The sequence below is a fragment of the Altericroceibacterium xinjiangense genome (assembly GCF_003958635.1).
Lineage (GTDB): Bacteria > Pseudomonadota > Alphaproteobacteria > Sphingomonadales > Sphingomonadaceae > Altericroceibacterium_A > Altericroceibacterium_A xinjiangense.
In genome coordinates, this window is the sequence record NZ_RSEK01000008.1 from 134920 (window position 1) to 158342 (window position 23423).

Annotated in this window: 15 protein-coding genes and 1 pseudogene; 6 read left to right on the forward strand and 10 right to left on the reverse strand. The window is 62.8% G+C overall.

Going from position 1 to position 23423, the window contains the following annotated elements; all coding sequences use genetic code 11:
* Positions 1-3: 3 nt before the first annotated feature.
* On the reverse strand, positions 4-1338 hold the full coding sequence (locus tag ELY13_RS10915; RefSeq protein ID WP_206436041.1) for a PQQ-dependent sugar dehydrogenase: 1335 nt from the start codon (positions 1336-1338) through the stop codon (positions 4-6).
* Positions 1338-1763, reverse strand: coding sequence for a DUF2231 domain-containing protein (locus ELY13_RS10920; protein WP_241233654.1), 426 nt, complete (start codon positions 1761-1763; stop codon positions 1338-1340). Before ELY13_RS10920 ends, ELY13_RS10915 begins: the two co-directional genes overlap by 1 nt.
* A gap of 478 nt (positions 1764-2241) precedes the next feature.
* Between ELY13_RS10920 and ELY13_RS10925 the strand changes: the two genes are divergently transcribed.
* The 3 genes from ELY13_RS10925 (at position 2242) to ELY13_RS10935 (ending at position 9680) form a co-directional block, all read left to right on the forward strand.
* Entirely contained in the window at positions 2242-6687 is a 4446-nt protein-coding gene (locus ELY13_RS10925) for an autotransporter domain-containing protein (RefSeq protein WP_164549776.1), read from the forward strand.
* Positions 6688-7771: 1084 nt separating this feature from the next.
* Positions 7772-8395, forward strand: a complete 624-nt coding sequence (locus ELY13_RS10930) for a hypothetical protein (RefSeq protein WP_126173945.1) — start codon at positions 7772-7774, stop codon at positions 8393-8395.
* Positions 8370-9680: a site-specific DNA-methyltransferase gene (locus ELY13_RS10935; RefSeq protein WP_126173946.1), complete on the forward strand. Its 1311-nt coding sequence runs from the start codon at positions 8370-8372 to the stop codon at positions 9678-9680. The genes ELY13_RS10930 and ELY13_RS10935 overlap by 26 nt, the downstream gene beginning before the upstream one ends.
* A 280-nt stretch (positions 9681-9960) precedes the next feature.
* Here ELY13_RS10935 and ELY13_RS10940 read toward each other — a convergent pair whose 3' ends face one another.
* A complete protein-coding gene (locus tag ELY13_RS10940; RefSeq protein ID WP_126173947.1) occupies positions 9961-11352 on the reverse strand; it encodes an NYN domain-containing protein in 1392 nt (463 codons plus the stop codon).
* Positions 11353-12026: 674 nt separating this feature from the next.
* On the opposite strand from ELY13_RS10940, the pseudogene ELY13_RS15675 reads away from it, so the two are divergent.
* Positions 12027-12089: pseudogene (locus tag ELY13_RS15675) on the forward strand (DUF2971 domain-containing protein); the annotation flags it as partial.
* 179 nt (positions 12090-12268) lie between these two features.
* On the forward strand, positions 12269-12580 hold the full coding sequence (locus ELY13_RS15365; RefSeq protein ID WP_241233656.1) for a hypothetical protein: 312 nt from the start codon (positions 12269-12271) through the stop codon (positions 12578-12580).
* A gap of 3 nt (positions 12581-12583) precedes the next feature.
* On the opposite strand, the gene ELY13_RS10950 is transcribed toward ELY13_RS15365, so the two are convergent.
* Both ELY13_RS10950 and ELY13_RS10955 read right to left on the reverse strand, forming a co-directional pair.
* Positions 12584-13435: an HNH endonuclease gene (locus ELY13_RS10950; protein WP_164549777.1), complete on the reverse strand. Its 852-nt coding sequence runs from the start codon at positions 13433-13435 to the stop codon at positions 12584-12586.
* Between the two features lie 166 nt (positions 13436-13601).
* Positions 13602-15113, reverse strand: coding sequence for a DNA cytosine methyltransferase (locus tag ELY13_RS10955; protein ID WP_126173950.1), 1512 nt, complete (start codon positions 15111-15113; stop codon positions 13602-13604).
* Between the two features lie 71 nt (positions 15114-15184).
* Between ELY13_RS10955 and ELY13_RS10960 the strand changes: the two genes are divergently transcribed.
* Positions 15185-15661 carry a very short patch repair endonuclease gene (locus ELY13_RS10960; protein ID WP_126173951.1) on the forward strand — a complete coding sequence of 159 codons (477 nt, stop codon included), beginning with the start codon at positions 15185-15187 and terminating at the stop codon, positions 15659-15661.
* A gap of 34 nt (positions 15662-15695) precedes the next feature.
* Here ELY13_RS10960 and ELY13_RS10965 read toward each other — a convergent pair whose 3' ends face one another.
* Genes ELY13_RS10965 through ELY13_RS10985 form a run of 5 tightly spaced genes read right to left on the reverse strand, consistent with a single transcriptional unit; the run spans position 15696 to position 23028 of the window.
* A complete protein-coding gene (locus tag ELY13_RS10965) occupies positions 15696-16427 on the reverse strand; it encodes a DUF6339 family protein (RefSeq protein WP_126173952.1) in 732 nt (243 codons plus the stop codon).
* 10 nt (positions 16428-16437) lie between these two features.
* Positions 16438-17343: a hypothetical protein gene (locus ELY13_RS10970; protein ID WP_126173953.1), complete on the reverse strand. Its 906-nt coding sequence runs from the start codon at positions 17341-17343 to the stop codon at positions 16438-16440.
* Positions 17343-19205, reverse strand: coding sequence for a hypothetical protein (locus ELY13_RS10975; RefSeq protein ID WP_126173954.1), 1863 nt, complete (start codon positions 19203-19205; stop codon positions 17343-17345). Before ELY13_RS10975 ends, ELY13_RS10970 begins: the two co-directional genes overlap by 1 nt.
* Positions 19190-20203, reverse strand: coding sequence for a PD-(D/E)XK motif protein (locus tag ELY13_RS10980; protein ID WP_126173955.1), 1014 nt, complete (start codon positions 20201-20203; stop codon positions 19190-19192). Before ELY13_RS10980 ends, ELY13_RS10975 begins: the two co-directional genes overlap by 16 nt.
* The gene (locus ELY13_RS10985) at positions 20200-23028 is read right to left on the reverse strand and encodes a Z1 domain-containing protein (protein WP_126173956.1); all 2829 of its coding nucleotides are present in this window, start codon (positions 23026-23028) and stop codon (positions 20200-20202) included. The genes ELY13_RS10980 and ELY13_RS10985 overlap by 4 nt, the downstream gene beginning before the upstream one ends.
* Positions 23029-23423: the final 395 nt, after the last annotated feature.

The window sequence follows — 23423 nt, forward strand, 5'->3', positions numbered from 1 at the left end:
TTGTCAGCCCTCCACAGCCGCGCCGCGCACGGTCTGGGGAAGCTGACGCTGCCCTGCCGGCGTCACGCGCCAGATCGTGTTGGAGAGATCGTCGGCGACGATCAGCGCGCCTCGCGGGTCCACGCTCACGCCCACCGGGCGGCCCCGGGTCTTTCCATCTTCGCCCATGAAGTTGGTGACGAAGTCGATCGGCTGGCCGGATGGACGCCCGCCGCTGAACGGAACGAACACCACCTTGTAGCCGGACGGTGTCTCACGGTTCCAGCTCCCGTGCATTCCGACGAAGGCGCCTTCGGCGAAGTTCCCGCCCATTGCCCCGTTGGAGAATGCGAGCCCGAGCGGCGCGGTGTGGGAACCGAGGCTGTAGTCGGGGCGGATGGCTGACGCGACTTTTTCAGGCTTTTCCGGACGAACTCGGGGATCGTTGTGCTGCCCCCAGTAGGCGTATGGCCAGCCATAGAACTCGCCCTGGCGTACCGAGGTGAGGTAATCCGGCACAAGCTCTGCGCCAAGCTCGTCCCGCTCGTTGACGACGGCCCACAGCTGCCCGGCACCGGGAGTGGTCGCCAGCGCGGTCGGGTTGCGCAAGCCGCTCGCGTACACGCGGTGCATTCCCGTTTCCGCATCGACTTGCCAGATCACCGCGCGGTCTTCTTCCACGCTCATGCCGCGTTCGCCGACGTTGCTGTTCGAACCGATGCCGACGTAAAGGTATTGTCCGTCCAGGCTGGCGGTAAGGGCCTTGGTCCAGTGGTGATTGATCTCGGAAGGCAGCCTGGTGACCTCAACCGGCGGCCCGCTCGCGGTGAGCTGGCCGGGAGTGTAATCGAACCGGACGATCGCATCCTGGTTGGCGACGAAAATGCGGCCGTCGATGAGGGCGAGACCATAAGGCGCGTTGAGGCCTTCCGCGAAGACGGCACGGCCTTCGTAGACCCCGTCGCCATCCCGGTCCCGCAGCAAGGTCAGCCGGTCGCCGCCCTTGACGGAGCTGGTGCCCTGGCTCTTGATGTATCCGGCGATCAGATCCTTCGGGGTCAGGACCGGCGCGCCGCCCCCTTTGCCTTCGGCCACCAGGATGTCGCCATTCGGCAGCACCAGCGTCTGGCGCGGAATCTTGAGGTCGGTCGCAATCGGCGTAACGGCATACCCGGCCGGCACCACGGGGCGCGTATCTCCCCACTCGGCGGGGTCGGCAATGTTCATCGCGGGCAGCAAACCGCGGTTCGGCTCGGGAAGCTCGGGATCGGGGCCGTATTCGACAGGGTTGCTGTCGTTGCTGCCGCAGGCGCCCAGCAGCATGGCGACGGCAGCGAGTGAGGCGAAGCGAACGGGCATCATGTCTCATCTCCAAGCACCCGGGATGAGTGCGCGGCCCAGTTGGCCGCCACGGCCAGGACAAAGGTGACGATGGAGAGGATCAGGGCCGCCGGCATGGCCGCCCAGGCGTCTTTCGCCAGGACCAGCGAGGTCATGAAGCCGCTTATGAACGTTAGGGCTACCAGTCCGGCGTAGATCCAGCCGCGGCGGCTTCTCCTGCCGCGCAGCAGTGCGATAACGGCCCAGGCCAGCGCGAGTCCGGTGAACACCAGCCCCCCTGCCACAAGCCACGACGCAAAGTTGGTCCACTGGATCTGATAGGTCGAAGCGTAAGCCCAGTTGCTTAGAACAGCGCCCAGGAAGAGCGGAATGGTCGAGGCGATGAGTACCGCATGCACGGGGTGTATCGCCCGGCAATACTCTCGATCGATGCCGTCTCTCAAACTGGAGCTCCTCATCCTGCTGGCGCTTGTCGGTCGGGCGCCCCTACCCGAATGATGAACTGGCGCGCATCCGTCCGGGCTGTTGAGGTAGCCTGAAGTGCCAATCCCGCAAATCCGCTGAAGTTCCGGCATGTGCCGAGCAGCGCTGCCGCGTGCTTGCGCAACACAGGAGAAAAGCGGTGCGCAAACCGACTGCCCGAAATGCTGCGGCAGCTGTTCGGGCGTCGCAAGCTGCGGCCCAGCCACGTTTTTTTCGTTTCATACCCCGTCCGGGAGATGCTGCCCTGCAGGGGTGAAGCTAACGCGGAAGCATCGAATACTTGGAGTAGGTAAGGGGGCATACATGAATCGGCTTGGACATCGGAGAGGCGTTCTTCTTCATTCCTCGGCATTGTTTGCTGCGGCGGGGCTCCTCGCCCAGCCCGCATTCGCTCAGGACTATGGCATTCACCACACGGACGCTGACACTCTCGTAGTCGTGAACCCTGAAGGTTCGACAATAGAGGGTGCCGAGATCGGCATCTTCGCCGCTGGGGGCGGACTTGATCTCACCAATGCGGGGACGGTTCGCGGCAACGGAACCTCCGACAGTTTGCAGGCTCCCCCGGGTGCAGGCGTAGCAATCGCTCGCGAAGGCTCGCGCGTGGTTAATACCGGCAGCATTTCAGGGGCCGGCGCGGGCGTAACCACCGCTTACTACCTCAACGCCAGCACTGGCGCCCTTGAAGGCCGGGCGATTGGCACGAGGGTTGAGAATAGCGGGTCCATCATCGGCGACAGCAACGACGGCGTGCGCCTGATTGGCGGCGGTGCGATTACGAACAGCGGACTCATCGCCGGCCGTAACGGCACGTATGCTGACGGCATCTCCATGTATGCCTTCATGGGCCAGGACACGGCCGACCAAAGCAGCATCGGCACCGTCACCAACACCGTGGGAGGCGAGATCAACGGCCAGCGCTTCGGCATCATCCTGTCGGGAGGCGGTGACGTTACCAACAGCGGTACGATCACGGGAGATCTGGCTGCGATCCGTATCCAGGGCGACGAAACAAGCGCCAAGACCGCCAGCGTCATCAACCAGGGCGTGCTGACGGGGGGTGTAAGCATCGGCTATGAGATCGACAGCGCCGCTATTACGAACAGCGGCACGATCGTCGCGGCTGCGGGAGGCAGCGCTATCGCAGCCTTCGCCAACACCGTTAAGATCGATAACAGCGGCACCGTTACCTCTGCGACGAGCGAGGTGTACGCGGTGGAAGCGCTTGGGCTCGATACGCTGGAGATGTCGAACAGCGGCACGATCGAGGCCCGCGATGCCGTGTTTGCCGCAGCCGCAGGGACTTCGCTGACCTTCGTCAACAGCGGCACCATCCGGGCCCCGAGCACCGAAGAAGAAAGCGGTCATGCGGTGACGCTCGCCACCGGTTACGATCAGGTAACCGGGATGCCGACGATTGATGCCGAGACAGCCTACTTCGAAAACACTGCCGACGGCCTGATCGAAGGTGAGATATCGCTCGATTTCGCAGCGCGCTCGGCCTCCTTCGTCAACAGCGGCACGATCATCGGACTTCCCGGCGACTCCGTACTGGACTTCAACGTCTACAGTCATAGCGGCAACGCAGAGAGCTTCAGCTTTGAGAACAGCGGCCAGATTTCAGGCTCCATCGAAGCTGAACTGCTCGCCACCAACGTCACCTTCGCCAACAGCGGCAGCATCGTCGCCATGGCTGGAGACGATAGCGGCGAGCCCGCGCTCGACATCGAGAACGTCTCAACGGCAAGCAACAGCGTCTCCTTCACCAACGCGGCAGGCGGCTCGATCGCCAGCAATGGCGCGGGCGGTATCGGGTTGATCGTCCAGTCTGCGGCAGGCCTCCTGGCGCCTGACGGGGACGGCGGGGAGCCCACCGTCAGCGACGATCCGTCGATCATGGTTGCCATCTCGGTGGTGAATGACGGCTCCATCGTTGCCAATGACGGCGGCGAGGTGGTGGACATCACCGACTGGGGCATCCCGGGCAAGGACACCATGGTCTCTTTCGGCGGCGGCGCAGGTATCATCGGCCTGGCCCCGCAATCCGAAGCGAGCCTTACCAACGGTGCGGCAGGAGTCATCGAAGCGACCGGAGCCGCTTCGATCGCGGTGTTTGCCGACGCGGGTCGGTTCACGCTGAACAATGCGGGCACCATCGCCGGCACGACGGGTACCGCTATCGCGGACACCATGTTCGACGGTGGCGACTACAGCGTGATCGAAGAAATGCTGGCGCTCGGCAAGACCAGCGTCGCGGGGGCAATCCAGACCCTTGGCTCCATCGACGTGATCACCAATGCCGGTACGATCATCGGCTCCGTCGATCTCGCAAGCGGCGACGATACCTTCGTCAACAGCGGCGTCGTGCGCGGCAACGTGTCAATGGGCACGGGGGACGATCTGGTTCAACTCGCCGGCGGATCCGACGTGGAAGGCGTGTTCCATGGCGGTGAGGGCCGTGACACGTTCGAGCTCGCCGGCACCAGCGGAACGTTCACGAACCTGCAAACGGTAGCGGCCTCCGCCCAGTTCGAGGAGCTGTTGGCAAGTTCCGGCTACTGGGTCGCCAGCGGCAATGGCACCGCCAGCGCTTTCGACAGGGTGGTAATCGGCGAAGGCGCCACCCTGCACGTGCGGGAGACCGCCATCGGCGGCGCGCCTGCCAGCGCGATCGTAACCGACGACGTTGTCACCAACGGGCTCCTGATCCTCGACTTCAACAGCGATGCGCTCGCGGACATCGACCATCTCGCAATCTCGGGCACCGGGGGCGTCACCCTCGCCGGCGAGGCGAACTTCCTGGTCGATCAGAACACCCTCACCTACACTGGCCTCAGCACGATCGCGAACGGTTCGCTCACCCTGGTCGGGGACGGACGACTGGCGGGCGACGTACGGACCACCGGCGACGGCACGTTCATCCTGGGCGACGGCGGAACGACCGGAACGTTCGAGGGCGACCTCGTCAACGACGGTCACTTCGTTCTCAATCGTTCGGACAGCTACGACTTCCTCGGCGATTTCTCCGGGACCGGATCTTTCCTGAAGATGGGCGCCGGTACGCTGACGTTCACCGGCCTCTACAGCTACACGGGAACTACCGTGATCGATGGCGGCAAGGTGCAGTTCACCGGTCAGATCGATCCCGAGACGGAAATCGATCTGCAGGAAGGTATGTTCGACGTCAGCGGAACGCCGCAGACGATCGGGCAGCTTGCCGGCACCAAGGACTCCACGATCGTCGTCGACAACAGCCAGCTGACGGTCAACCAGAGCACGAGCACCGCTTTTGCCGGCAGCATCACCGGCGATGGGTCGCTGGTGAAAACCGGCAGCGGCACCCTGAACCTCACCGGCAACAGCACCTATACCGGGCCGACCGTGGTCGATGGCGGCGCGCTTGCCGTGAACGGCTCCATCACTTCGGTGGTGACGGTGAACGAAGGCGGCACGCTGAAGGGCAATGGAACGATCGGCGGGGCGACCGTCGGAAGCAACGGCATGATCGCGCCGGGCAATTCGATCGGTACGCTCCGGGTTGCAGGCGATATCACCTTCGCCGCCAATTCCATCTATGAAGTTGAAGTCAACGCCGCTGGCGAGAGCGATCAGATCCTCGCCACGGGCAGCGCGCTCCTCCAGGGAGGTACAGTCGCGGTGCTCGCGGACACGGGCGCATACCGGCCTTTCACGGAATATCTGATCATCCGCGCCGATAGCGGCGTAAGCGGCACATTCGGCAACGTCACCTCGAACTTCGCTTTCCTCGATCCGACGCTCACATACGGTGCGAACACCGTAAGCCTTCAGCTCGTCCGCAACGACATCGACTTCGCGGCTGTTGCCGCCTCGGCGAACCAGGCGAGCACCGGGGCCGCGCTCGAGGGTCTGGGCGTGCGCAACGACCTTTACGGCGACATCGCGATGTTGAGCCAGGCGGGTGCACGGCAGGCCTTCGATGCCTTGTCGGGTGAAGCCTACGCCGGCATCTCGAGCGGCCTCGTGGCGGACAGCCGCCACGTGGTCAACGCGCTGCTGCAGGCGGGTCGCAACGGCGGTGGTACCGGCGTCTGGGCTCAGGCGCTGGGCGACTGGGGACGCTTCGACGATGCTCCCGGCGTTGCCGAGATGGATACGGAGCATCAGGGGATCCTGGGCGGCATTGATTTCGGGCGGCAGGGCTTGAGCGCCGGCGTGGCATTCGGCACGTCGAATACCGACTATGACGTTCGCCAGCGCGCGAGCCGCGCGGAAGTCGACACGACGATTGCGGGTGCCCGCATCGGGTATTCTGCCGGGCCCGTTTCAGCCCAGGTGGGCGGCGCTTATGCCTGGCATGACGTGAATGCGAATCGCTCAGTTGTCTTCCCGACCTTCTCGGAAACGACGGAGGCGGGCTATGACGCCAGCACCACCCAGTTCTTCGGTGAACTGGGCTACCGGGTGGCATACGGCTTGATGATGCTCGAACCGTTCGCCCGTCTGGAGCATGTTCGCGTCAGGACCGACGGGTTCGAAGAAACCGGCGGCGGCGTTGCCTCGCTCACCCTCGATGAGGACGTGCGGAAGGTGCAGTTCGGCTCGCTCGGGCTGCGGGCCGCCGCTGGGGGTGCGATTTCTCCGGGCGTGACGCTTGAGCCGCATGTCTCGGCGGCGTGGCGCCATGGCTGGGGCGATCTTGCAGGCCGCTCCCGCGCAACCCTCTCCGGCGGCACGACAGGCTTCGACATCCTCGGTTCCCGCATTGCCAAGGACGCGTTGGACCTCGACATGGGCTTGACCCTTCGCAGCGGAAGCTTCCGTATCGGCGCGGCCTATCGCGGCCTGATCTCCGATCGGTGGAACAGCGACGGTGCGCAGGTGACGGTAGGCTTTACGTTCTGACATGGTCGGCAAGGCAGAGGCTTCGCGCCCCCTGCCTTGCCTGCCCATCTGTAAGGCGGCCGGCCGCTTGCCTGCACTTCAGACCCTTCTCGGCCATACGAACATCTGAAAACTGATAGTTGCGCATGTACTTCGAGAGATCGTCTCGCACCGCGCGAATTTTGTCGGGCACCTCGTCATGTCGGTCCATTGCAGCGCAGACGTCGCCCCTCTCGGGCGGACGGACCTCACGTGCAAAACGCGGCCCTGCATCCATTCGCGCAGCGAAACGCCTTCAGCAGGCAGGCTTCTCGCCGACCTGCAGGCGGAAAGGATCCAAACCACGGTTCAGCGCCGGACGACGTGGCGGCGGACGACGTGGCGGCAGTCCATTTCTCCGGGGCAGCCTCTTTCATCGGCTCTAGAAGCCGTCTGCCGCGGGATGGTCGCGCCTTGAGGGGCCGGCTATCCCGGTCAGCAAGAGGCCGTCGTCGATGAAGAGTTCTGGACCGCCGAGGTCCCGCTCAACCCGTGCGAGCTGAGGCGGGCTTTTTGCTGACGCAGAGGCACAGCCTCGGGCCGCAGGGTCGCCCGAAGGCGTAAATCCATGTTGTCAGAAGATTGTATGGTGCGCGACGCAGTCCTGAGCGAACCAGTCTCTTGTCGAGAATCCCATTAAATCCCAATTCCGGCGCCCTTTTATCGCCACGGAAATCTGCCGTTCGATCCCGCAAGTCGCGGTGAGCAGAGGCTTTCCCTCATTCTTGTGTGCGCGACAAAATGTCGGAAAAAGGCGAAAACCACCGTAAATCTGCGGACCGCCCTGAAATCGAGCATGTTGCGCCCGGATTTCTCCCCAACGCGATGAAAGCCGAAGGGATGCTTGCGAGTCGGGTCGGGATGGGGTAAAGCATGAACATCCACCACGGAAACTGACTGTTAAATCCTCATTCCGTGGGAGGACATTTTGCGTAAAACTCGAAAATTACGCTGCTCGGATGGTCGGTGGAACAACGTTCCTCCCGAGCACGGAAAGATCCGGCCGAACGAAGTCCGGAATCCGTGGGGTGCCGCAGGGAAGCCGAAGATCGACCCGCCAACCTCAATGGACGATCTGTTCTGGGAGGAAGCAGGGCGGTTCGTCAGTCATGACAACAACGGTCCCGTCGACGCCCGGAAGAGGCTGGTGCAGGAAGAGTTCCTTGCAGCCCTGAGGGATGGCGACAGCACCATCCGCGCAAGGTTGCTGTCCCAACTCCACGATGTGAGCAGGCGCATCGAGCACCAGAAAAACGAGATCCACTGCTTGTTCATCGAGGGAAAGGCGCGGCTCGGCGAGGAGTTCGACCTTGCCCAGAAGCTCGGCCAGCCTGCTCCCGATATTCTTCCACATCCGGATCACGTCGAGATCCGCGGTGGCGAGGTCCACTTCAACGGACCCACCGACCACCGCGGCAGGGAAGCGTGGGAGATGATCAAGGCGGCAATCCGTGTTGCCGCCTGCCTCCATGACATCGCGAGGACCGAGTTTCGGCGGACCGGCTGTTCCCTGGCAAAGGAGGAACTCAGGCTGATCGAAAAGCACAGGCGCTGGCTGATGCGGAGCGTTCCGCGAGGGTGGAACTGGAAAGAGGAGATCTACTGCAGGGACAGTCTGCTCGCCTTCGCGAAGGAAACCGTAACCCGCCTGAAGGAGATCGGCTATGTCGCGCCCGAAGCTATCGATTGAATATCTGTCGCCTGACGAACTCAGGCCTTCGCCCCGTAACGCAAGAACGCATTCGAAAAAGCAGAAGGCGCTCATCGCCGACAGCATCCGGCAGTTCGGGATGGTCACCCCGGTCGGCATCGGGCCGGACAACGAGCTAGTCTACGGCCATGCCCGCGTGGAGGCCGCCAGACTGGCGGGACTGGAAGCGGTACCGGTGGTCAGGCTGGATCACCTCACCGCTGACGAACGTCGGGCCTATCTGCTGGCCGACAACCGGTTGGCGTTGGAGTCCGGCTGGGACCGGGAATTGCTCGCCCTGGAGCTCCGGGAGCTCGAGGCGCTGGACTTTCACCTGCCTGCGCTCGGGTTCAGCCTTCCGGAGATCGACAGCCTCTACGAGGACCTCGATAACAGCAGGGTCGAAGGTTCCGATGCGCCGGATGACGAACTGCCCGATCCCTTCGACCTGACGGTAACGATGGATGGTGATATCTGGTTGATGGAGCAGCATCGGCTGCTGTCCGGCGACGCGAGGGATCAGGCTTGCTATGATCGCCTGCTCGGCGATGAGACGATCGACGTCGTGTTTGCTGACCCGCCTTACAATGTGAAAATCGAGAACAACGTCTCGGGGCTCGGCAAGGTGCGCCACGGCGATTTCGCGATGGCATCTGGTGAGATGTCACCCGGGAATTTCACGGAGTTCCTCGAGCAGGCGCTTCAGCCTGCTGCGGACCGGATGCGGGACGGCGGAATCGCCTTCGTATGCATGGACTGGAGGCACATGGTGGAACTGCAGACCGCGGGTCTGCGGGTGTTCGACGAACTCAAGAACGTCTGCATCTGGAACAAGCGCAACGCCGGGATGGGAGCTTTCTATCGCAGCAAGCACGAGATGATCTTTGTCTTTAAGAGCGGGGCTGCCCCGCACATCAACACGTTCGGTCTGGGCGGCGAGGGAAGGCACCGCTCAAACGTCTGGGATTATGCCGGTGTCTCCGGTATCTCGATGACAGGACGTGAAGAGCTTGCGATGCATCCGACCGTGAAGCCCGTCGCCATGATCGTTGACGCGCTCAAGGATGTGTCCGCTCGGGGCGCCATCGTTCTCGACAATTTCGGTGGATCGGGATCGACACTCATTGCGGCTGAGAAGTGCGGGCGGCGCGCCCGGCTGATCGAGTACGATAACCGCTACTGCGATACGATCGTCAGGCGCTGGCAGATATACACCGGCCGGCAGGCCATCCATGCCGAGACCGGCCAGACCTTCGAGGAGCTGGAGGCGAAGCGGTTGGGGTAACCCCGAAAGGCGTCTGGGGTTATGTAAAGTAGCGGTTCGAGTTCGGCGACGGAGGCCGCGGGCACTGCGATTGAGCGGCTAGCCGCGGCATGACCCAGGGCTAGCGGCCTCGTTTGCGCCTGAGCCACTCGTCATGCGGGAGCCAGTCGCCGCGTGCCTTCTTGCCGATCTTCCAAGCGTTGACGGCGCCGATCTTCGAGAGGCGCATGCGAGGACTCGCGCGACCGCCGGCCAAGGCTCTGAACAGCGATGAAAAATTCCCATTGGACCTCTCCTTCCCTTACCGAGCCGATTCCGGCCCGTTGCCTTCCGAAAGTGACACCCCGAGCCACTCCGCGATCTCTCGTTCAGCCCCGGGGTCGAGTGATACGCCCATCGTCCCCGCGCGGTCGAGCAGCGAGCGGTAAAAGGCCTCGCTGATCTCTGCTGCCGGGGGCGCCACCTCCGAATCAAGGCGAGACCCGCCGAACTGGCAGCCGCGCACGACGTAGCCGATCGCGGTACGGGCAACTTGGACACCGTCGAGAGCGAGCGCGTCGCGGCACCAGCGCGTCGCCTCGGTGAGGTTGAACGCGTTGGATGAGGCGTAGCTCGCCAGCACCGCGAACAGCCGCGGCCAGTCGTCGCGCTTGACCCGCGGCAGGTCGAGGACGCGCGAGAGCTGTTCGACAGCCTCGGGCTGCTGCAAGGTTTCACCCCGGGTACCGGCAGCGGGTGGCTGGTGCCGCTCGTCGTCCCAGAGATGATGTTGCGAGAAGCGGACGTGCGGGAGGCCGAGCGCGGCGATTGCCGCCGAGAAGTTCCCGTGGCCATACCAGTGGGACTGCTTCGCGCCGGGAAATGCCCGGGCCGCTTCCAGCGCGAGCGCCGCGAGGTTGAGCGGGCCGCTTGCCCCCTCGTATCGCTGGCGCACGAACTCGGCGAAGGCCGGCTCGTCGGCGTCGGCCTGGTCCGCCTCGGCGGCCGCCATCCGGCTGGTAAACGTAGGCTCGTCGCCCGGCGCGTCCGCGTCCGCTAGCAGGAGGGCGCCGATGGCATCGAACCCGACGATGCTGTCTGCGAGCGCGGTGTAAGCCGACGACAGGTAACCGGGCGAAACGATCGTGATCCGCCGGTCCTCGGCTCGCAACCGCTGCAGCAGCGGCGTGAAGTCGGAGTCGCCGGAGGCGAGCACGAACTCGTCGAAACGGGTGCGGTGATCGAGGAGGTCGAGCGCGTCGATCACGATGCGGATATCGGCCGCGTTCTTGCCTCCGCGGGCCACCGCCGGGCAATCTATGACTTCGAAGCCGGCGCGAACGAGGCCCGGCCGAAAACGAGCGAAATAAAGCCGGTCATTGGGCTCGCCCGACGCGTGCGCGTACCCGGCCGGGTTGAGATAACACCGCGCCACGAGCCATCGTCGCGGGTCGCCGGAGAGGTGGGTGTTGGCAAGGACCTGCAGCCAGTCAGCTGGCTCCGACGCGAACGCCCGTGCGGCGTCCCGGTCGAGCTCCCACAGCCTGATGAAAACGTTGTCGAAATCGACAAGAATGGCGCACTTCGCCACCATGTAAAATCTCCATTTAAAAGGTATCACGCGGCCAATCCGCGAGATCTCCTGCTGCGGTCCGCCAAGTAAATCCGTAGCAAAGGCTATGGATTTGTAGCCGACTCGAAGCCCATCAAGCATACGAGCAACTTGTCACTTCGCAAGGACCGAGACGCGCTCACGTCACCTCGGGACGCGCGGTTGCCAGTGGTCTTATGTGAAGTCGGGTTCGAATCCGAATGCCTCGAGCCAAAAGGGTCTGGTCGGTCTTGTCAGACCAAATGCACCTGCTAGCGACGTCGTGCTGTCAGTCTAGTCGCACTGCTCTGCCGTTTGGCGGGATTGGCAGCTTTTTGCCTGGCTCAGGCGAAGAAATTGGAGGATCTTGCCGCCGACCGGGCCCGTGCATTTGGTCTGACAACACCGTCTAGCGGTTATTCGATTGAAGGTAATGGCGGATGCGTGTCGAAGGCCAGCTTCTCAAGTTCAGCCGCCCCAGCGACAATGCGCTCCAGAACTTGGAGAAGGGACTGCTGTTCTGCCAGCACTATGCTGCGTACAATGACCCTTTTGAATTCTGGACGAGTATATCCAGCGGAATCCCTGACCCCGATCGGGAACCCGAGCGATATCTGGCTGCCCTGCGAGCTTGGGGTTTTCATTGTCGGACGGTCGCCGAGGCAAGAAGTGACCCGCTCATACAGGATTCGGTGGACGACTATTTTGACGAGTGTCAGTCGTACGCACCTCCGTTCGAGGAAATGCGGCAGCAGATGCGGATTTCCTGCTTCAGTGCCGAGGCTGACAATCTGCTGATGTGGTCGCATTACGGCGACGGTCTGCGGGGGTTCTGCATCGCATTCGATGAGGATGCCATCAAGGGGGAAAGTAGGGACGGCTACGTGCTCGACGTTGCCTATCTGGATAAGCCTCCCCGCGTGGACAGCTTCATCTATGGCGTGGCTTGGGATCAGGACTGGTACAGTGATGTAGCGATCGAGGAGGCGGAGCATGCTGCTCGGGCTCAGGCAGAATTCTGCGACCGGATGAGGTTGCGATGTACGAGGAGTCGGGCGCGGAAGCGCTCGGCACGATGCGCGAAATCTGGCAGCACGTCTTTGCGACAAAGCCCGCCGAGTGGAGATACGAGCGGGAACGTCGCTTGCTGGTCCAGACCGACATGGACGACACACGTCCCTTGCTGCGAGCCTACGACCGCACAGCGGTCAGGGAAGTCATCGTAGGAGAGCGGATGCCGGAGGATTATCGGGCACGCCTGATCGCAGTAATGCGGGAACTTTATCCAGATACACCCGTGAGAACTGCCAGTCGTGCAGAGGGTGTCTACAGGCTATCCATCTGTTCCTGATCGTCATGCGTCGGCGACAGCAGCCTCCAGCTGCATCTTGAAGAACTGCCAGCGCTCTTCCAATGCCGCTCGGCCGGGTCCGCTTGTGCCGTTTACGAGCAAGGTCCGATCGCCAAATTCCGCGTAGCCCGCCGCGAACAAGGCAGGGTGAAGCGCGATCTGCAGCGTACCGGGATCGATACCCAGCAGTCCAAGATCGAATAGCGTGTGGAGGTCGCTACGCAGCAGCAAGCCGTTACCGGCGCCGTTGTCCTCGCTAGTGGAATAGGGCCGGATGTGCGCAGCTTCGATCAGACCGGGGAAGTGGCAGCCGCTGACCTGACATTGCGGTCCGTATCGCTTGATAAGCCGATCGCGAAAACGGCGCTGCCCGCGACGGAGAGCAATCTCGCGCAAGATGCGCCGTCGGGTCTCGATGACCGAAGCCGGACTCGGCTCGTTCTCGGTGGCGAGTTCGGGAACCGGCACCGTGCCGGCGAAGTGCCGGATCAGGCTGTCGATTGGAAGCTCGCTGTCCAAGAAAGGCTCCAGAGCTGCAAGGTCAATCTCCTTGATCGACATTTGATCGCTGGGGCGCAGAACCGCTTCATGCACGCGCGCAACGGGGAGAGACGGGCAGGGAACAAACGTGCCCCCATAGTGAGCCGTATACTTGATCACCGGAACCTGCTCGACGACCGGATCTTCAAATCCGTGACCTTTCTTGCACATCCACGGCGGGAACATCGTAACGCGCTTCTTGATATTGCCCACTCCGCACACCGGGCAGTGCAGCCGTTCCTTTTCTCCGTTTTCCTTCTCGACCGTCTCGATCTCGGCCAATCCGATAGCGGCTGACCGGGAGCGGATGATCACTATATCACCTGGCTGCACCTGAAGGTGGTTCGGGACGCTGCTATCATATCTATAGGCGCTGGCTGGATCGTCATCATACCCGGCGTTTCCGCCATACTGACGGACCCCTTCGATGGTCAGAAACGACCAAGCCCGACGCGCGGTCATGAGAGCCTTCGCGCCAGCATTATTCAAGTACTCGCTGGACGACCTTCCCGATCTGGAAGGCTAAGTAGGGGGGGACCGCATTACCCACCTGCGTGAACTGCTGCGTGCGATTTCCCTCGAACAGATAGTTGTCAGGAAAGGTCTGGAGGCGCGCGGCCTCGCGAACAGTCAGACTTCGGCACTGAAGAGGATCGGGATGGATGAAATAGTGTCCGTCCTTGGCGATGTGGCTTGTGACGGTGGTCGAAGGCTGGTCCCAGCACTGCACGCGGAAGCGATCAGCGAACTTGCCCGAGGTCCAGTTCTGGTGGGCAGGCGCTAGGCCGGTCGGAAACTCCGACGCCTTTGGGGAGCGGTCGAACATCTCCGCGAATGTGGCAGCAAAGGCATACCGTGCGAGGTCGCTTTCCATGTGTCCGCGCGTCTCGTGGTTCGGCAGGTGATCGAGTTCGGGATCGATCAGCCAATCTGCCAGCTCCTTGTCATCCACAATCGCGGATTCCGTTGAACTCGTCGGCAGGACATCGTTGCGGCCACTCACTGCTTCGGCGTTGGCAAACAGCCTTAAGGCGACCGCATCGAGCTGCTCGTCTTCCTCGTCGAATGCCGCCCGGGCAGCCAGCCGGAAGGCTTCCACAACGATCTCGCGCCATGCAGACGGCGAGTCCTCTACCTTGCTCAACCGGCTGCGTAGGACGGGCATCCCGCCCAGAACCTGTCTTACGCTGGGCGCAACATCGCGCGGCCGCAGATGCTGTTCGGGCAGCTGGAAGACCGACATGCGGCAAGCAAGGTCATGCCGAATGCCGAACAGGATAACCCTGTGACGGCGTTGCGGGACCCCGTGCTCCTCTGCCCGGAGAATATGGGCAGCGCCGCCCCGGGCATTGCCGATGACGAGTGGCAGGATGGTGTAGCGGTCCTTGGACCCGCCAGCCTCCATCAGATCGATGACAACCTTAGAGAAGATGTTCTCGCCATCGACGCTGGCGGACAGGAAGCCCTTTACGTTCTCCATGACGAACGCGACGGGCTTCAAGCGGGCGAGGATGCGGATGTATTCGCGGTAGAGGAAATGCCGATTGTCCTCGCTTGCTACGTAACCGGCATTACCCCGATTCCGTGCGCGTCCCACGAGCGAATAGGCCTGACATGGCGGACCACCGACAAGGATGCATCTGTCGGGCGCTTCTGCGGCAATCTGGTCGATCAGCGGATCGATTTGCGCCGTGGCCTCCGGGGTCCCCAGCTCCAGCTGCATGGTTTCCTCGCAGGCCGAACGCCACTGATCGGGGAAGGCGCCAACCAGCTGCTCCCGCGAAAGCTCGCCACGGATGTATTCGTGATATTCGCGCGGCGCCCGTTCGAACTGGCGGAAGAAGCTACGCATCCGGAGCGTTGAAAAGGCCGAGGATTCCTTCTCCACGGACAGCGCGATGTCGAACACCCGATTGCCGTTCGCGTCGCGCACTGAGGCGAACCCTTCCGCAAGCCCGCCGGGTCCGGCAAACAGATCAACAACCTTGAACATCACGTCCTGCACAACCAGACTCCATGGAGACTGGCATTACCAGGTATGGTGGCTTCCTCCAGGGAAAAAGCATGGTCGACGTCGTAGATAGCGCTACGCGCTCGAGGATGATGTCCGGCATCCGGGCGGCGAACACAAGACCCGAGCTGAAACTGCGCCGGGCGCTGCATGCCCGGGGCCTGCGCTTCAGGCTTCATGACAAATCCCTACCCGGCCGGCCTGACATCGTGCTTCCGCGCTGGCTCGTCGTCATCGAGGTCCGAGGCTGCTTCTGGCATCGCCATCAGGATTGCCGCCGGGCAACCAAGCCGTCGACCAGGCCCGACTTCTGGGATGCGAAGTTCCGTGCGAACGTCGAAAGGGACAAGCGGAACGTGATGCTGCTGCGCGATGCCGGCTGGAGGGTTGCGATCGTCTGGGAATGCGCGCTAAAGGCCAGCAACATTGACGTCGTGACGGATGCGATCCTCACGTGGATGCAGTCGGACGAGGGGATGCTCGAAATCCCCACGGCGCCCGCGGGAGCCGATCCGGCACTGCTCTCCTGACAGGCCCGCGGCCTTGGTGCCCTGACAGGACCTTTCAGGCTTTCTCTGCCCTTTCGAAGAACCCCTGTACTCGAGCCAGCCTCTCCTGTTCGCCGAGCGCGCCGAGGCAGGTGATCTCGTTATCCCGCCGGATCATGCGCGCAGCGCGCCGCGTGATCGGCTCCATGCGGTTCGAGCCGACACGGGCCGAACTCACCACCCAGGCTTCAGCCAGCGCGCGCGCAATATTCGAGTCCGCGCCGATGCCGGGCCGTTCGGTAATCTGCACGAAAGCATCTTCGGACAGGGCACGAAGCAGACCCCACCTGTCCTCGTGATCCTCACCGCGGTCTACCGCACGAGCCCTGAGCCAGAGCCTCTGGAACGTGTTCCGCACTCCACCGCGAAAGCGGTCCGGATGCCCATCCTCGAAGCGCCAGAGGACAATACCGGGCGCAATGCAGCACGCGACGCAGGCCCATACGTCGTCCCGCATCGCCTCGGCTCCGTGGAGAATGCCCCCTTCGCCCAGCCAAGCGCCGCAAGCTGCATCAAAGGCAGCCCGATCGGTCGCCCCGCCCCTGTTCGGAAAGCCATGCTGCACCGCCAGCGCGGTCAGGCCATCGAGTAGTGTCTGGAGATCATCCTGTGATGCCCGCGATCCGCCGCTGGCCGCATGGGTGATCGAGCTCGCTGCGGCCGCCAGTCGCTCGGCCATCGTACCCTCGCGCAGGAGGTCCGGAGAGCCCAGCAGCCTGCGAACTCCGATCTCGTCGAGGCGTGGCATGAGACGTACATCATTCGGCATCGAGCTCTCCGTGGAAAAGGCTGCCGATCGACAGGTGGAAACGCGCCGGATCGTTTTCGGCGAGCGTGCGCACTGAGCCCACCGATTGTCCCGGGAAAGCCTGGTTTATCCATGCCTCGATCACCGAACCAGTCGAACCTGGCGTGCTGATGGCGTGGTCGGGCGGGAAGTGGTCGAGCGTGATCGCAGAGCGGATCATCTGCCCGGCAACCGAGCAGATGAGCATCCTTAGGACAATGTCCTCCTCGTTCTGGACCGCCTCCACGAACTCCGGACGGTCCTCGTTAAGATAGAGGCGGACAGAGCTCATGAACTCTTGGTCGAGATGCTGCGGCGACCAGTCAAGGAACCATTGGGCATCCCGGTGACCTTCCGAAAATGCCTCTGCAAAGCTCACGGTCTCCATCGGGAAGCGCATGCCCGCCGGATCGACGCTGATGCGGACGCTGTCCTTCCAGAGCCGGGCCCCGCGATGTTTCGGTGACAGGCGGCCGGTTGTCGAGCCGGCTGAAAAGAGAACAAGCTCGGTCGCCAGATTCAGCGATCGTGACACGTCGTGACCATGAACCGCGATTTCGAGACTGGCGGAAGGGTGTTCTGCGTCCAGCACTTGGCGCGCGACAATCTGTTGGCCGCGGGGAATACGTTGATTGCCGGTGCCCTGCGTGACGATGCAGAGAAACTGGAGGCTGTCGGGAGCAATGCCAATCTCGTCCGCAGCACGGGCGAAGTCCACGCTCACATGACGCTCCATCCTGAGCGACGCCGAATAGTCGAAATGCTCGATCTGATGGTTGTCGATCACGCACGGCTCGCCGTCGAGCGTTGCGAGCCAAGGGCCCGCCACGACGGCATCGCCGTCCGGGCGAAGGTACGGATATGCAATCTCGACCATCAGGAAGCCTGCTCGGTTGCGGTTACACGGATTCCGGCCGCGCCATCATCGGGGAAGGCGATCCGTGCGAACAATGTCGTGTCGGAGTGTGACGCGGCTACGATCCCTGTCGAAGTCGTCAGTGGGGTTCCCGCTTCGTCCTCCCAGCATATGAAGGACACATCCTGATCGTCATCCTCGGCGTCCGCGAGCGCGCCGTCCATCACTGCGGCAGGCGTGGCGACGAGTCGCAGCGAATGACCGCTGCTGTTGGCGACGTCGATCTGGAATACTGCCTCGATACCGTCAGTCCCTTCCTCGATCCTCCGGAACCGAGGTTCGCCGATGTGCCATTGACGCCGACCCGCTCCCCGGCCTCCCGACCCGCCACCGCCGGAGCCCCCGCCGCCGGGACGTCCGCCCCCCGCGCCCGTGTTGCCGAATATCGGCATGCAGTTGCCCAGTCGGTCTGCGGCCCGGGCAAGCGGAGGTTGCTCCGAACCTCCGGAGGCCGCGCCGGGCCCAGGATAGGCATATGACGTCGCAAGGTATTTCAGTCGGGACAGGGCGACCCGTACATACGTCTTCGCCCAGCTCTTTGGCATCTGATCCGGTATCCAGTCGTCATGCGCCGGCGGTTCAGCATCCGCGAAGGCCTGTTCGACCTCGGGGTCATCATTACAGATGAAGACCCCGGCCCACTCGACCGTGTCACTCGGCAGCTGAGTGCCCTCGACATATTTTACGACAAGCTCGACCGGCCGCATGAGGGCGATATGCGCACTCGACGACGGCAGCAGGCTCTCGTCCTCCGGGACCAGATACCGGCGGGGCTGCCGGAATCCGCGCCGGATCGAGCATTTCCCAAGGTGCTGTATGGGGCGCTCGGAATCGATGTCGTACAGGTTAGGGCCGCCATCCTTCACGCAGCGATAGGCTTCAACAAACAGGTCCAGTGGTGGAAACTGCTCTGGTGCCGGCAGCGGCAGAACCTCGCCGTCGATCTCGACCTTGAACTCTATCGGCAATTCACCGTCAGGTCCGGGCAGCATCTTTGGCCAGAAGTACCAGAGCAGCGCCTCCTGTATCTGCGCGCCAATGTCCTCCAGCGAAAGATCGTCGTCGAAGTCCGGATCCAAGACGACCAGCGTGGTTCCCGTAAGGCCATCGTCGCGGTCGGGCAGTCCCAGCAGCCGGCGAAGGCGAGCAGCCTGCTGCCCGGTTACCGGGTCCACCACATCCTCGTCTTCGACTTCAGTGCCCCACCAGTGCCGGCCAGTCAGGCGACCATGCTTCCTCATGTCGTGGGCCTCGCCGAGGTGGCAGGCAATGAAGCGATTGATGGGCTTCTCCTTAGAAGAAAGCGTGAGGGTGTCGATCAGCACAGTGCTGCACCGGCTCAGCTGATATAGCGAGCTCTTGCCATATCCGTAGGTGCCGCCTCCTCCGGCGAGGTCCCGTCGCGCGCCCATGTTCCGGACGAAGTTGACGAAGTCGTTGGCTTCGCCCCGTTCGGGAATCCGGTCAGCCCGGACCGGTCCGCCGAGACCCGCCGTCTGCCAGTCGGAAATCTCCATGACCACTTGGCGATCGGCATCGAGGAACTCCCGGATACCTTTGGCGGAGGACTTGTGAGGAGGCAGTTCGGCGAACACTTCCTCTTCCAGGATGGCGAGTTCCTTCTGCCGGAGTTCGCGCAGGTGAATCCGGTAGCCGACACCGAAATCCTCCCGTCTCGCATCCCACGAATTCTGGACAGTCTCCCGGATCACGGTCTCCAGAAGGCTTAGTGCCGGCGTGCCGAGGAGCTTCTTCATTCCGTCGGCCGTCATGCCTCCGGCAGCCTTAAAGCATTCCGCGTGAAGAGTCAGGGGTTCAGGCATGCGACAATCTCCTCGAGCAGGCCGTCGACGGAAGCCGGCGGAACGCGCAACCCGGAGGCGAAGTCCAGATCGACGCGGTACCGGAAGTGGCTGACGCCCGCGGGGAGCGGGTCCTCGGCAAACGAGGCTGGCGTGAGGCGCGGGAAACCATCCGCCACGGAATAGAATTCGGTGGAAAGCATTCCGAATCTGAATCCGGTCCAGTCATTGGCAAGCTCCGGAGCATATCCGACCATCGCCAGACGATCGGCCACCGCGCCCGGGTCGCTCGCAATACGCTGTGCACGTTCGGCCTCACCCGGGATCGACAGCGCGCCAGCCGCATCAAATTCTAGGACGAGGTGCGCGAGATGAAGGGAGCCATCCTGCGGTGCCATCAACTGGTCGATTGCCGATACCTCTATCGTCCTCGATTGCGCCCGTAGCGATGTCTTGACCTCGATCGCCCTGCCCCCGCCCCGGAAGTCATGGCGAGCTCCCGTCGGCCCGAGCCAGAGTTCCCAAGCGTCGTTCCGGACGGCGAGCAGCCGGTTCAGGATCACGAGCTCACCGAGCAGCCCGAGCGCGACCTCCAGCGTCGGCCGATCGCGGTTGGCGCCAACCAGCAGGCTGCGGAAGTCGGTGATCGCTTCCTCGATACCGCGGGCAGGCTCGCACCCGGCGCCGAGGCGCCGGATTATGTCGGCAACTACCTTCTCAAACACTGCCTCCAGTCGTTCGCCGCGACAGGTGAGGTCGATGAAGCGGACCGGCAAGCCTCGCTGAAGGAGGACGCTGTCACGAAGTTCGAGGCCGTTCGTGTCGTCGATTGCGGGGAATCTCTCGCCCGGCATTAACGGGACGAGAAGCCGGGCTTCGCGCTCGGTTCCGATCGCGAGCCTGACCGGGCCAGCGCGGTCTTCGACGCCAACGACTAGGGAGGGGACGCCTAGGTCGTTGTTGCGACCCGTCTCCGCCCTCAGACGCTTCCACCCTACACCGGCGAGCGTGTCCGTCATGCGGCTTGCCCGTCAGCGCCGACGTCCGCCTCGACATCCTCTTCCTCGCCATCGTCGTGGTCGATCGGCACGCGGACGTAGCTGGTCTTCGTCCCGCGATCAGGAAGCGCCAGCCCGACTGCCAGGATGTCACTCACCGCGTCCAGCGGTTCGCGGAGCTTCTCGGACCTGGGCGTCGAGTTCGCGTCGATCGCGTACAGCAGCAGAAGCGGGATACGGTCACCCACCTGCGCCTGCCGGAACTCCTTGATTGAGTCCCATGAGAGGTCGTCCGGGCTGCCGTGCACGTCCATGAGCAGGTCTTGGCGCGACATGAGGCCCTTGATGTCGGCAAGACCATCCCGGGTCAGACCCTTGAGGCGGGCGCGATTGACGAGACCGACCTTTCCGAACGCGCCGAGCGGGACGTTGGACTTGTTCTTCCCGCCAGCCTCGACGATGCCCACATTCCACGCTTTGTAGGGCTGATCTGCCCTTCCGGCCTCGAGGCGGATGTACTCGAGCAGCTTGCCCGAAACGAGATCGCGCTGATCGCTCCGGTAGTTCTCGAGGAACGCCATGGCGTCCTCGTATGTGACTCCCTTAATGAGCCGCCCACGCGGTACCGTCGTGATGCCCTGGCCGGCGGCCGCGTTTATCAGCTTGGAGGCCGCCTTCCAGTTGTGGTCGAGCGTATCCTTATCCCGGTGCGGAAAGCGGATGGTCTGGAGATGCTCGCCGGAGAAGCTGACATCGCATGCCTGCGCGGCGTACATCTTCTTCGCTGCAGTGATCGCCATGCCCGGAATCCGCCGCACGCGGATCGAGAAGTCTGCCGGCGTTATGTCACGCTTGCGGTACTGCTGGATATCGGCGCGGATTTCCGCTTCGACAGTGGCGAGGTCGCGAAAGGCAACCTGCAGGTCATCTGTCATCCAGATGCGGGGAAGGTCCGCATAGCCGAGACGAAAGCCGAACCAGCGCCCCATCTGGAGAAGGGTATCATACTGGTTAGACGACCGGACGAAGTAGCTGACCACCAGCCCCTCGATGGTAAGGCCGCGTGCCAAGACCGAGCCGCCGACCACGATGTATTTTTTCGGCCCTTTCGTGTAGTCGAGGCGCGTCTCACTGTCGCTGTTCTCGACGACGATCTCGATGTCAGCGAGTACCTGCCCGAGCTGCTCGCGGACAGCTGCGAAGGACACAGGCGCCAGCCCGAAGTGGGACGCATCCACCCTAGCTGTTTCGTCGTGCCAGAGCTTCTCGAGCCGTTTCAGGACGGTCTTGTCGTCCTTCGCTAGTTTTGCCGTGATTTCAGCTTTCCAGTCGCTGATCTTGTCGGCGAGCGCGTGATGGGGGTGCGTGTAGACCGTGGTGTGCACGAGCATCGAGCTGTGATCGGCGGACTGACCTCGCACGTACCGGCAAGCTGTCGCGAGCAGGAAGTAGCACAGGGAATCCGCTAGGGAGCCCGGGATAGCCGGTTCGAACGTGAGTCGATCCTTCGCCGACGGCGGCCGTACCAACGGTACGTCTGCGTCGGGCACGTCCCGGATCATGTCCAGTCCGGCCTCTTCGGGGGTTTCCTCGTCGGCCTCGATGGCGTCCCTGCCGAACAGGCTCTCCGGACCGAAATAGCCGTCGGGCTTCGGCAGGTCGGTGATGAAGTCCTCAGGGTAGAGGTCGTCCAGACCGCCCGTCGGCTTCTCCGGATTGATCAACACGTTGGCAAACGGCGTCGCCGAGTAGCCGACATACTGGGCCTTCGGCAGCGCGGCAAGGATCCTGCGAATCCGTTCGTTGATGGAGGTCATGTTGTACTGACTGCCGGTCGCGTTGACGCCGGCTTGGTCGCACTCGTCGTCGATGATCAGTACAGGCATGCGCGCGCGATGGGTGGGGGGCGTCTTCTCGATCGTAGCTAGCAGTGCATCGAGCGGCGCCACGTTCTTCTTTACCGCGGCGATTTGCACGGCATCCATGATCGAGAACCACTTGCTGGCCGGCTTGTGAAAATCGGTATCGCTCGTCGTGTGGAGGTGCCAGCCATACTTGTTTCGGTCGAGCAGATCGAGTTCGAGCCTGTCCTGCGTCTGCCTGCGCAGCGAGTTGGTCATGCCCGTCAGGACGATGACAAAGCGATAGCCTGCGTCCACGGCCTTGGCGATCACGGCCTCCATGTTCGCTGTCTTGCCGCTCTGCACGTACCCTACCACCAGGCCGCGACCACGGAACTCCGATTGCCCGGGGTTCTCGAGCAGGGAGACGACCTCCGTTGACGTGGCGTCGATGCTTTCAACGGTCTCCTTCGGCCACTTCTTCCTCGTGAGGAGGTAAGACTCCAGTTTGGGCCAGTGCTGGTCCCCCACGCGCGGGCCGTCGTACCAGTGCGGACGACGCGGCTTGCGCAGCGAATAGTTGCCGAGGAATTCGATCTTCTTCTCGTAGGCGGCCTCGAGCTCCGCGACGGCAGCCTTCCAGTTCGCTTCATGCTGTGCGTCCAGCGGCCCGAGGAAGCGCTCGAACGAGGCACGCGCTTCGTGTGCAGCCGTTTCGAGGTCCAAGCCGGCAGCCTGTTCCTTGCGGATGTTTGTCACCCAAGCTTCGACCTGTCCGGCGGCGGGGGGCGGGAGAGGCGGCGCATCCGCTTCACCGATGAGCGATGCTACCGAAACACCGTAGTTCGTGGCCAGTGCCTTCAGGATGTCGATGCCAGGATTGGAAGCGATCCCGCGCTCGAGTTCCGAGAGATAGGCTTTCGATGCGCCGATTTTATCAGCGACCTGCTGAAGCGATTCGCCCGTTCCGGCGCGCAATTTCTTAAGAAGGGTGGGAAGGGACATTTTCTCTCCGTGACCTGCTTGGCTGGGCCGCTGCCTATATCGCTCGCGATGGGCCGCCGTCCGCTGTTGCAGATGCACATTCCACGTTGGAAGACGAATGTCAATCGTCTGTCAAAACGTACAATCGTGTTCGCTGAAACGTTTTCTGTCGCCTCCGCGGCGCATCTCAAGTTGCGGGCAATACGGCACGCGGAGCAATCTGATCCAGTCTGGACCTACCTTGACATCATTCTCAGGAAGGGTCGCCATATCTTCTGCTGGTGTGCGCAGTCCTCGACCCAGAGGTCCGTTTTTGGGCCGATTGCGGACCAACCGCTTCTAGGCCGTGTTGACAAAAGACTTCAGCCATAGGCGCGTGGCGGCGAGGTTGAGGAAGCTCTCAAAGGACAGGGTGG